The 11,425-nt window shown below is 68.3% G+C and carries 4 protein-coding genes and 1 CRISPR repeat array; of the genes, 2 read left to right on the forward strand and 2 right to left on the reverse strand.

All coding sequences use genetic code 11. The features are described from left to right. Positions 1-14 precede the first annotated feature (14 nt). The gene (locus WMF28_RS01645) at positions 15-3,161 is read left to right on the forward strand and encodes an SAVED domain-containing protein (protein ID WP_437600247.1); all 3,147 of its coding nucleotides are present in this window, start codon (positions 15-17) and stop codon (positions 3,159-3,161) included. 74 nt (positions 3,162-3,235) lie between these two features. Beyond that, positions 3,236-5,881 carry a hypothetical protein gene (locus WMF28_RS01650; protein ID WP_437600248.1) on the forward strand — a complete coding sequence of 882 codons (2,646 nt, stop codon included), beginning with the start codon at positions 3,236-3,238 and terminating at the stop codon, positions 5,879-5,881. A gap of 188 nt (positions 5,882-6,069) precedes the next feature. On the opposite strand, the gene WMF28_RS01655 is transcribed toward WMF28_RS01650, so the two are convergent. Together WMF28_RS01655 and WMF28_RS01660 are read right to left on the reverse strand one after the other, a co-directional pair. Then, positions 6,070-6,636 (reverse strand): helix-turn-helix domain-containing protein, encoded by a 567-nt coding sequence (locus tag WMF28_RS01655; protein WP_437600249.1) that lies wholly within the window; start codon positions 6,634-6,636, stop codon positions 6,070-6,072. A gap of 1,080 nt (positions 6,637-7,716) precedes the next feature. Then, positions 7,717-9,599: a CRISPR direct-repeat array (repeat unit 36 nt; unit sequence CTCTCCGCCGCTGAAAGGCGGCGGCCCCATTGAAGC). Positions 9,600-9,758: 159 nt separating this feature from the next. After that, complete coding sequence (locus tag WMF28_RS01660; RefSeq protein WP_437598143.1) at positions 9,759-11,153, reverse strand: IS1380 family transposase; 1,395 nt, start codon at positions 11,151-11,153, stop codon at positions 9,759-9,761. Between the last annotated feature and the right edge of the window lie 272 nt (positions 11,154-11,425).

Below are 11,425 nucleotides of genomic sequence, written 5' to 3' on the forward strand. Positions count from 1 at the left end.
CGCCTGGGTCTGCCATGAGCGACGACGGGTACCATGCGTTCGTGAGCTACGCCAGAGATGACTGTGAACAGTGGGCTCTATTGTTCATCGACAATCTCGAAAATCTCGGTGTACGCGTCTGGTCCAGGAGACGAATCCGACCCGGCGAGGAGCGTGACAAGGTCGTTAGAAAGGCACTCGCTCAAAGCAAGATTTTCTTGTTGATTGTGTCGCCAGGGGCGATTCTGTCGAAGGATGTTTCGCACGATCTGGATCAGTGGGGAGCCACCAAGCCACTCGTGCCCATCATTGTCTCGAAGTACGAGCATCCCGACGATAGACATTCCGGTCGTGAACCAATCGTGGCCGTCGATCCAAAGAGAGAAGCAGTTGGTTATAGGGATGCACTTGTTCGGCTGGCGACAGATCTTTTAGGAGCGCCTGCAGACCTGACACGATGGTCGAACGACCTTACCCCAGAGCCTTACCCTCACCCCGTAAGCGCAGAACTCTTGAGCCGTGCCGCCGATGTGGTCGCATTTGTCATCAAGTTTTCAGCCTTCTGGAACGATTTCGCGCGGAGTCTAGATTCCACGCATGAGATTTCGCCGCACTGTGCGCCCAGCGCTGCGTCTGTAGCCCTCCGTAAGAAGGCATGCGCGTACATCTACCGAAATGGATGTCATAAATCTATCGGCGTGATGGATCGTACAATGGCTCAGTTTCGTGAGGATCTTGAGTCAGCGGCCAGGCTCGCAGACCGCATAGATCACGGGCACAGCGAGCGCGCCTGGTGGCGAGATGTTTACACGCAGATCAAGCGAGATGCGGACGCGGCGACAGAGGAACAGAAGATAGCGGAGGAACGGCTACGCCGACGTGAGCTGGCGGAGAGTATGGCCGGCGAGCGAAGGGCAGATGCGCGCGCGGAACACGAAATGGACGAGGTGCTGGCGCAGGCGGAGGAAGAACCGATTTTTTGCGAGCCGTCGGGAACGAGTGAGCGAGTCGAACGATGCATTCCGTCGGACATGAGAAAGGATCTTTTGCGAATGAACACGGTTCCTCACCAAAGCGTCGATTTCCTGATCATCACGGCGCTCGAAGAGGAACGCCTTGCCGTGCTCTCGAAGCTCCCTGGCTATCGCAAGCTCGCACGCGACGGCGCCGACACGCATACCTACTATGAGGCGGAGGTCAAGACCACGCGCCCGGATGGCGCGGTCTACCACGTCGTCGTCAGCTCGCTTGCCCGAGTGGGGCCCATCCCGGGCGCGCTCAAGGCGAGCGCGGTGATCAAGCGATGGCATCCGGCGCACGTGATGATGGTCGGCATCGCCGGCGGCGTCGAGGGCGAGGTCGCTCTGGGCGACGTGATGGTAGCCGAACAGGTCCCCGACTATACGAACGGCAAGATCCACGAGGACGGACGGCGGGAAGAACGCTGGGTGTCCTATCTCGCGGACGCCAACTTGTTCGATGCTGCCTCCAACTTCCCCTCTGGCTGGGACGACCTCGTCACAGTACCGCGCCCCCGTCCGGGCACGCCCAAGCGCCATGTCGGCGTCATCGTTTCTGGCGGAGACGTCATCGCATCGAAGCAGCAGATCGCCACCTACCTCGCCGATTGGCCCAAGCTCATCGGTACAGAGATGGAGGGCGGGGGCGTGGCCGCTGGGCTTCACACCGACATCGAGCGACCTCGCTTCTTGATGATCCGCGGCGTATCGGACCTGGCCAACGGGCAGGACAACGCGGAGATGAAGAAAGTGTGGCGGGCGCACGCCTGCGACGTCGCCGCGGCGTATGCCATCGGCCTGCTTCGCGACGGTCCCGTACCCGGTGCTCGGGTGACCTTGCCTGTCGCGCCTGCTCCCGCTTCGGTCAAGGCATCGGGGGGCGCTCATGGAGGCGCGCCGACGGCGCCTCTGCTCTCTCGAACGCATGTGGATAGCCCGCTGCCGCCCGTGACTGTGGGCCATGATCTCGCCGAGATAGCCGGTCTTCTCAGCCGGCTGGTAGATTCTCAGTTCGGGGACGTAGTCTTGCGATTGCGCATCGAAGATGCTTACCTCCCGCCGCAGTCGGCGCCCATGGCGACTCGCGCGCAGGCGCTCGTCCTCCGGATGGATCAGGAAGGGGCTGACGGGGTTCGGCGGCTCGTCACCGCGATCCAGAGCGTCGCTCCTCACCTCCCGTGGCGGCCCGCTGCCAGCATTAACGCCGCGCCAGGCGCGGTACCTGCTCCCACCAGCGTGCCCGTCGCTTCCATGACCTCCGCTGCGGTCTTGGTAGCCACGACGCCGACCTGGAAGGAGTTCGATGCTCTCCCACGGCGGTATGAGGTGAACCCCTTCGACGATATCGTTCTCTGCATGCACCCAGACTGCGAGCGCGAGTGGCGCACCATCGTTCCCAACGCTCGTATGGGGGTGCAATGCGTGACGATTCGTACTCCGGCGGGCCTATGGCATCGTGCAGGAGCACCGACGCTGAGTATCTGGAAGGACGTTTTCCAGCAGATCAGCGCCAAAGTGCAAGAGGTTCGTGCTGCGAAGCAGAGCCGCCTCCACCTCGTGGCGAAGGCCCCATTGGCGCTCGGTGCACTCCTCGGACGGCTTATCGATCCACATGATCAACTGCTGGTCTACCAGCTTGACACCGACCACGGGAACAAGGTCTGGCGCCCTTGGGGCCCGGCATGGCCGGCCGACCCTGGCACGCGAGGGACGCCTTTCTTCGATGTGCCGCCAGGGCTCGAGCAGTGCCGGCCGGAGCAGGACGGTCACTTCGCCCTCGTCGTCGATGTCTCTGGCAATAATAACGCGGATACCTGTGTCGAGGCCGTGAAGACATGGGCCGGCGGTCGGAACGTGCAGCCATTGCTCATCCGCGCAAACGACATCACGGGGCAGGACGCTGTGCGTGTACCTGCTGACGTCGACAAGGCTGCCATCGAGCTGGATCGTGTGTTCCAGCAGATCGCGGAAGCGCTCCCGAATGCCACGCTTCATGTGTTCTACTACGGTCCCCTTGGGATCCTCATTCGTGCATGTCGTCGCCTCTGGCTACGTCGCACGCCGATCATCTTCTGGGATACGTATTATGATTCGGCTGCGCGATACTTCCCGGCGATCGCCTTTCCGGAGGGAAGGCTCCTCATCGGAGACGGTGCCCCGTGATCGTTGTCCACTCGACGCCGATCGCGATCACCCGCGCAGCCGGCCTCCCTTCAACGCACCGTGAAGGCCGTGTCATGAAGCGATCGCGCCCGGCGCCTGCGCCCATCGAGCGAGCTGTCCGTGCCTTCTGGAGCGAGGCCCTTCGCCACCCGCTCTTGCCTCCGGAGCAGGCCGCGCTGGCCTCCGTCGAGCGCTGGCGACGAGAGGACGCCGATCGCCCCTATGCCCTCCTCCATGGGCCAAGGACGAGTCAACACGCGGCGGTCGCGGCCCACCTCCTTCGCCCCCGCGGGCGCTCGCGCGCCTTGAACAACGCTCATCTCGTGCCCGTCGGGCCGGACATGCGCCTCGAGCGCGACCTCGTCGTCCTGCTCGCCGCCCGGCTCCAGCGTGACCTTGCAGGGGGCTCCGTGCGGACGCTCCTTGGCAACCTGGCGTGGGAATGCTTGGGCGAGGGGCGTGATGAGACCTCTCCGCCGCTCGTGGTTGCGCTCACGGACGTCCACGAAGCCGAGCCGTCCGTCCGCTGGCCGGCGCTGTTCACCGGCGTCGGCGCCGGCGTCAAGGTCATCGCCACCGTGGAAGGCGACGAGGCCGCCGCCCAGGCGTGGATCGACCGGCTCGGCTTCGATCCGGCGCGCACCCTCGTCCATGCGCTCCCGAGCCGTCCCGATCCAGCATGGGAAGGCCTCCTTGGCCTGCTCGAGGGGGAGGGGAAGGCGACCGCTGGGAACGCGACCGCCGGGAAGGCGACGGCTGGGAAGGACACCCAGGCAGCGGCTTTGCTCGACCTGCTCGGCCTCCTCGCCTGCGCGTGGGGTCGATTGTCCGCGGACGACATCGCGCGCGCCCTGGGAGGGCGCGCCGATCGGCGGCTCGCGGAGGTCGCTCCCACGATCGCGGAGGTCGCTCCCACGATCGCGGAGGTCGCTCCCTGGATCGCGGAGGTCGCTCCCTGGATCGCGGAGGTCGCTCCCTGGATCGCGGAGGTCGCTCCCTGGGTCACGGAGGTCGAGGGGACCTACGCTTTCCGGCGGAGCGCGTACCGCCGCGAGGTCGAGGCGCGGCTCGATCCGGAAGCGCGCGCGGCGTGGGTGGGCCGGCTCCTGGAGCTCTCGCCCGGCGGGTACCCCTGCGATTACGGGTGCGTCCACCGGCTGGCGCTGAGCGCGCCTGTCGCGGCATTCGCCCCGCTCGTGACGCAGGACCACCTGACCCGATGGATGCAGCGGCCGCTGGATGGCCTCGGTTTCGTCTCCGACCTCGAGCGCGTGCGCGGGCGGGCCGCGACCTCGCTGGGCCGGGGAGTCGATGCCGAGGCGCTCGGGCTCGCGGTGCGCGCGATGCTCGCCGAGGCCTCCTACCACGGGATGGCCCGCCGCCCGAGGCGCCGCGCTCCGGTCGGCGTCCAGGAGCTCGATCGCAAGCGACCCCTCGCGGACCACCGTGCCCAGTCCACGGCGCTGCTGGCGCTCGGCCGCGCGATAGCGCCCGGTCCTGGGCGCGCCGAGGTGCTCCAGGCGGCCCTGGACGCGGCCAGGCGCATTCCTGTGGCCGAGGAGCGGGCCTGCGCGATCCACGCGCTCGCCTCGGCGTGGGAGGACGACAGCGCGGAGCGGCGCGCGCTCGCTCGCGAGGTGGTCGACGCCTACCGGGGTGTGCCCCAGGCCGCATGGGACCTGCTGGCCGCGACACCGCTCCTCCCGGCCGAAGAGGGCAACTCGCTCGCTCGCGAGGCGCTCGCAGCGGCGCAGGCGGCCGGCGAGGATCCCGGCGATCTCGCGCTGTTCGCGGGCGAGCTCCCCCGCCCCGTCGCCGAGGCGCTCTGGCCCGTCGCCGCATCCTTTCCGATGCCTTCGCGGGCGCGGGCGCTCGCCGCCCTCGCCGCGCGCCTCGGCGATCCTGACCGGGTGCGCGCCGCATTCGACGTCGTGTCTGCCTATCTGGAGAGCGGCGGCGACGACGCCTTCGACGGCAAGCCGCACCACCTCCTGGGGCTCGCCCCGCGGCTCGCCCTGGATCAAGCCCGCCGCGCGCTGCACCTCGCGGCTGCGTTCGGCGATCTCGGGCGGGACGCGCTCCGGGCGCTGGTGTTGCGGCTCATCGAGCTTGGCGAGCCGGCCCGCGCTCTGCTCCCTGCGTTGCGCGACGAGCGCGACGAGGAAGAGCGCCTCGGCGTCCTTGCCCGCACCCTGGCCTTTCCTTCCACGCCCGATCCGGGGCGCCTCCGCGCCGAGCTCCTCGATGCGCTCGGCGCCTCCACGAGCGCGCCGCGCACGCCTGGAGAGCGCTTCGGCCTGTTCTTCCAGGTGGCCCCGCCGCTCGCAGCCGCCGGCGCCACGGGCGAGCTCGTCGCCGTCGCCGAGACGTTCGACCAGCGCGCCAGGTTCGCCGCGCTCCTCTTGCTCGCGCAGCACGACACTGTCCGCGCGCCGGAGCTCGTCCGGCATGCGCTCTCCCTGGGCCTTGCGCTCCCGTCCGAGGACGCGCCCCGCCTGCTCCACCTCGTCCCGCTCGCGCCGCATCTCCCGCGCGCCGGAGCCGCCCAGGCGCTGGCCCGCCTGCTCGACGACGCGGCGTCCGACCTGCGCTCGGCCGCGCTCGCGGGCGACAGCGTGAGCCTCGAGAAGCTCGTTCCGCTCCTCGCGAGCCTGGCGGGGGATCAGGGCCTGATGGAGGCCGCACGCGAGGTGCAGCGGGTGGCCGCGTGGTTCCCTTGAGGCTCCCGGCCGAGGTCGGGCGCGCGTCGGGGCGCCGCGTCCGAGGTGGGTAGGAGCGGGTATGAGGCAGGGGAGAGGCGTGAATGCGACGCGCCCGCGCGGCTCAGCGCCCGTTGCGCCCGGCGGCCGGGGCGCGGGGCGCGGGCAGGAGCGCCGGTGAGGAACGCGCCGGGGTGCGGGGCAAGTACTCAAGCCGCACGTCGGTGAGCACCGAACGAGCTGGGCTCCGCCAGGGTGCGGACGAGCCAAGCGTCACGATCGTCCGCCCGTTCATCGAAATCCGCGGAGATTCGGCGACGTGCGGCTGGAGTCCTGGAGCGGGTGCGGTCCGGGGCCGCGCCGCCGAAGTGATTGACGATCTGCTGCGCGATCTGCCGCAGGATCGGCCCGCCCGCGCTGCTCACGAGGAGCTCCAGGCCGGGCACCAGCACGACATGCTCCCAGCGTTCCGCCGCGTAGGTCGGCTCAGGCGGCGGCGGCCAGACCGCCGGGGGCGGCGGCACGAGCAGCGCTTCCATGTCGGCGGGGGACATCGTCGCGAGCTTCCGCTTGATCTCGGGCAGCTTGAGCCCCTGCTCGCGGAGCTTCCGGATCGACAGGATCTGGAGCCGATGCTCGCGCAAGTACCGCGTCCCCGGTCCGGCGAACGGCGGCGGCACGAAGAGGTTTCGCTTGTACCCGTAGCGCATGGTGCGTTCGCTCACTCCGGCTTCCTCGGCGATCTCCCCGAGGGTGTACCCGTCGTTCCTCGGCATGGGCGGCCTCCTCGGACAGCGGCTCGCCTGGGAAGGCGGCAAGCTGCCATGAATCTTGACAGGATCGAGGCCGAGATTTGCCGGGAGTTGGACCTACTTGTAAGACTATTTTCACATGAGTCGAAGAAATTTATCATGATCGTGAAGTTAAGTTCTCCATCCCGGATGTCCGAAGCCACCTGAGTGAAGTTAAGCTCTCCATCATGGATGTCCGAAGCCATCTGCGTGAGGTTAAGCTATCCATCACGGATGTCCGAAGCCCCCTGCGTGAGGTTAAGCTCTCGATCCAACATGCTTGGAGCCGGGGAGGCGGACAGTCCATGCAGACGCACTGCGGGTGATAGAGACACCTGGGGTGGTTCCGGTGGCTATAGAAAAACCATTGAGAACGCCCTCCGCTGGCCACGCGGACGGCAACGAGGACGAACGCCGGGACGAGGACGGCGAGCGCAGCGACGACTCCCATGGCGACCGCTGTCCGCACGCTCGTCTCCAGCCGCGCATCGGTGAGCACCGAACGAGCTGGGCTCCACCCGTGTGCGAACGAGCCAAGCGTCCCGATCGCCGGCCCGTACATCGAGATCCACGGAGATCCCGCGACGTGCGGCTGGAGTACAAGGGCGCCGGCGGTCGGGGGGACGAAGCCCCGGCGCGGGCGGTGGGTCGCGGGGGTCGGGCGGGCGGGAGCCCCGGGGCGGCCGGGGGTCGTCCCCGGCTCGGGAGGTGAGCGTTCCGAGGGGGATGAGGCGGGCGAGGTGGGGGATGAGTCGGGCGAGGTGGGGAGGCGAGCGGGGGAGGTGGGGCAGGAAGCGGCAAGGCGGCCGGGGAGAACGGAAGGGCTGGGCGAGGGGAGGAGGGGGTGTGGTAGAAGAGGGCGGGAGCACCGGCTGCGAGCGGTGGAGTGACGCGAAAAACCCGGGGGGCGCTCGCAAGGCCGGCAGGTGTTTGAAAAGACGATGGATTTCGAGATGGCCGGGGGCGCGCGGGGCGGCCCCGGGTGGCCGGAGCGGGGGGTGGAAGGGGGACCTCTCGCAAACCGGGTTGCAAGTGCGCGAAATGTTAGGTAGGTCTGGGAGGCCTCTCTCCGCCGCTGAAAGGCGGCGGCCCCATTGAAGCGTCGACGTGATCAGATCCATCGGCCTCCCGAGGACGCTCTCCGCCGCTGAAAGGCGGCGGCCCCATTGAAGCCCAGCCACCCCGTCGGGGGCGGGGATCTCCGCCATGTCTCTCCGCCGCTGAAAGGCGGCGGCCCCATTGAAGCCGCTTGCTGCCGGCGGGTCCATCGGGAGCGCCCGGGAGCTCTCCGCCGCTGAAAGGCGGCGGCCCCATTGAAGCACGCTTGCTCGAGGCGAGGAGAAACCGACCCTCTCGACCCTCTCCGCCGCTGAAAGGCGGCGGCCCCATTGAAGCACCGCGGCGGACATCTCGACCGGCAGCCCGAGCACCGCTCTCCGCCGCTGAAAGGCGGCGGCCCCATTGAAGCCGCTCGAAAACGCGACGTGCTCTGTCCCTGTCGAGGCCTCTCCGCCGCTGAAAGGCGGCGGCCCCATTGAAGCGGCTCCGGGCCCGATACCGTACTGTCCGAGGCAGTCTCTCCGCCGCTGAAAGGCGGCGGCCCCATTGAAGCGTCTCCAGCCCGCGCGAGCCGGCGCCGGCCATCGTCTCTCCGCCGCTGAAAGGCGGCGGCCCCATTGAAGCGCGGAATTCGACGCCGCATCCAGCGCAGCACGCCGTCATCCTCTCCGCCGCTGAAAGGCGGCGGCCCCATTGAAGCATGACGATCGTTTGCGCCGCGCCAGCGCTCGTGCTTCTCTCCGCCGCTGAAAGGCGGCGGCCCCATTGAAGCTGCAGGATGCCAGGGACATCGTACGGGCCGATCTTGCTCTCCGCCGCTGAAAGGCGGCGGCCCCATTGAAGCAGACGCGTGCTGCTCTTCGGCATGGCCGCGATGACGGCCTCTCCGCCGCTGAAAGGCGGCGGCCCCATTGAAGCATAGACCGCGAGCCACGACTCGATCGCGGCGGACGTCCTCTCCGCCGCTGAAAGGCGGCGGCCCCATTGAAGCAGCGTGACAGCGAAGTCCACGTTGTCGCCGTCGACCGCCTCTCCGCCGCTGAAAGGCGGCGGCCCCATTGAAGCCGCTCCTCGCGGAAGCTCAGGAGGTTGCGGCCGTAGACCTCTCCGCCGCTGAAAGGCGGCGGCCCCATTGAAGCGTGCCGATGGCGTCGGCAGCAGCCTGGGTGGTGAGGCCGCTCTCCGCCGCTGAAAGGCGGCGGCCCCATTGAAGCACGTTCGAGGTGATCCCAGAGCTGCGCGTCGGGGCGCCTCTCCGCCGCTGAAAGGCGGCGGCCCCATTGAAGCATGAGCGCGCGGAAGAGGTTCGGAATCGCTTGCTCGACCTCTCCGCCGCTGAAAGGCGGCGGCCCCATTGAAGCCCGGCTCCCTCCAGCGCTCCCTCGAAGTCGTGCTTCCACTCTCCGCCGCTGAAAGGCGGCGGCCCCATTGAAGCTCCATGCGCTCCGCGATGTCGCTCGTGTGCAGCCCTTCTCTCCGCCGCTGAAAGGCGGCGGCCCCATTGAAGCCACGCAGAGAGCGACGAACCGGCGCGGTTGACGGATCTCTCCGCCGCTGAAAGGCGGCGGCCCCATTGAAGCGACATGGCCCGATTCTTTCCCTCGCCCTCCCATTGAGCTCTCCGCCGCTGAAAGGCGGCGGCCCCATTGAAGCGTCCGTGGCCGCGTCAAGCGTGCCGTCGATGCGGAGCTCTCCGCCGCTGAAAGGCGGCGGCCCCATTGAAGCCCGAGCAAGTCCCGGGTCACGCCCGTGCCATCGGCGGCCGCTCTCCGCCGCTGAAAGGCGGCGGCCCCATTGAAGCCGGGGCTCATGAAGCCTCGTCATCGTCGGGAATGTGGCCAAGGACGGCGTGCCTCTCCGCCGCTGAAAGGCGGCGGCCCCATTGAACTTCACTTTCGCGCGTGGGCGCTGCCATGTGCGGGCGCTCAACGATTTCACGGTGCCCGAGCCCGCGAATGCAGCTCGGAGGCGTTTTCTGCTGCGTCATTGCGACGCGAGGGCACACCTCCCCCTTTCCCCCGATGCCCGTCCCAAGGCTGGCCTGCTGCTCAGTTGAGCGAGCGTCCGAGCAACCACAGCTCCGGGACGCGGAGGATGCGCTCGCGTCCTGGGCCTCGTAGCAGGCGTCCGGGAACGAGGATGAGCTCGCGGCGGAGCCACGGCGCGGTCCAGCGCGACAGCTCGGGGAATCGCCGGAGCACGTAACGGCGCATCAGGTTGTGAGCGAGCAGCTTCAGAAGGAGCATCGCGTGGTTCGCGGCGAAGGTATGGCTTGGAACTTGACCACAGCCCCAGCCGTGCTTGAGGTCACGGATCAGCACCTCGATGCCCGCCCGAGGGTCGTAGCGTGCGGCGACGTCCTCCGGCGCTTCGACCATCTCGTTGGTGACGTAGACCTGCACGGTGTAGTCGAGATCGTCCCAGAGATAGATGTGCCTGGCGTAGGTCCGGTCGAGCGTCCGGACGGCGATGACGCGAGCCTCGAGGTCTGCCCATTGGCCGCGTCGAAACGGGACCTCCGCGACCTGGCGGCGAGGCCGTCCGTCCGCGTCCCAGTCCACGGTTTTCCAGCGGGTGACCAGGGAGATTGCACCCGCGAGCTCGCGCGTCAGCCTGGGCTTGGTCAGGAAGAAGGCCCCCTTGTCGGCAACGGCCCGCAGCAGCTGGGTACAGTCGCCGGCGGCGTCAATGCGCACGTAGACGGCGGCCTCGGGCGCCGCCGCACGGACGCGATCGAGGCAGCGCTCGACGTAGGGCACGTCATCGTTGCCGAAGTTTGTGTCTCCCGGCCGGAGCTGGGCGCCGATGACGGTGTTGGTTTCGGCGACGCGGACAAGCAGCGGGTGATAGCTGGGCCTGCCGTGGTAGCGAGGATTGGGTCCCGGTCGGGCTCCTTCCTGCGAGCCGAACAGCGGCTCGACGGTGGTGTCTACGTCCAGATGGACGATGTCGGGCGGCGCTTTGGCGAGCGGAGCGAGCCCGTGCTCGGCGAGCATCGAATCGAGCGCGGCGAGCGCCTTGTCGTCGAAGCGGCAGAGATCACGGTAGACGGTGTCGATGCTGGGCACGACGCCGCCGGCCAGGTGCACGAAGAGCGGGTCGTTCGCCAGCGCCTCCAGGCCGAAGACCCGCGCCTCCCCGGCCACGGCGGCGTCGATGAGCAGCCGCACCTGGGCGGCCATGGGGAAGACAACACGGCTGTCCGGCTTGAGTCGACCGAACGTGCGCCGGAGCTCGGCGTCGACATCGAGCTCACGGAGGAAGACACCGAAGCCGACCAGTCCCGCCACGCCGGTGAGCGTCGTCTCCGTCGCGCGGAGGTGCACCGCACGCGGATCGGGACGGCGGACGCGGGCGCGTCGAGGCGGGGTCGGTTTGGGCTTGCTTCGGCGGATGCGCCGTCGCACCTTCGAGGTGCTCGGCGTGCGCTGGCCTTGGGTCATAGCAAACGCAACGGCTGCGCACGCCGAGCCTTTTCTTCAAGGCGTTCCGTTTTGCGGCGTCAGTTTGCCAGTATTTCCGAATGGCTCAGGACGCGCGAAATCCAGGTTGAAGCCACCAGGCGCCGTAGGCCGGCGCCACCGTCGCCGCGAGCTCTCCGCCGCTGAAAGGCGGCGGCCCCATTGAAGCACGATGTCGGCGATCGCCATGGCCTTGGTGATCAGGCTCTCCGCCGCTGAAAGGCGGCGGCCCCATTGAAGCACCCCCGACGCAC

Origin of the sequence: Sorangium sp. So ce590 (assembly GCF_051521365.1) — a bacterium.
Taxonomy (GTDB): Bacteria; Myxococcota_A; Polyangia; order Polyangiales; family Polyangiaceae; genus Sorangium.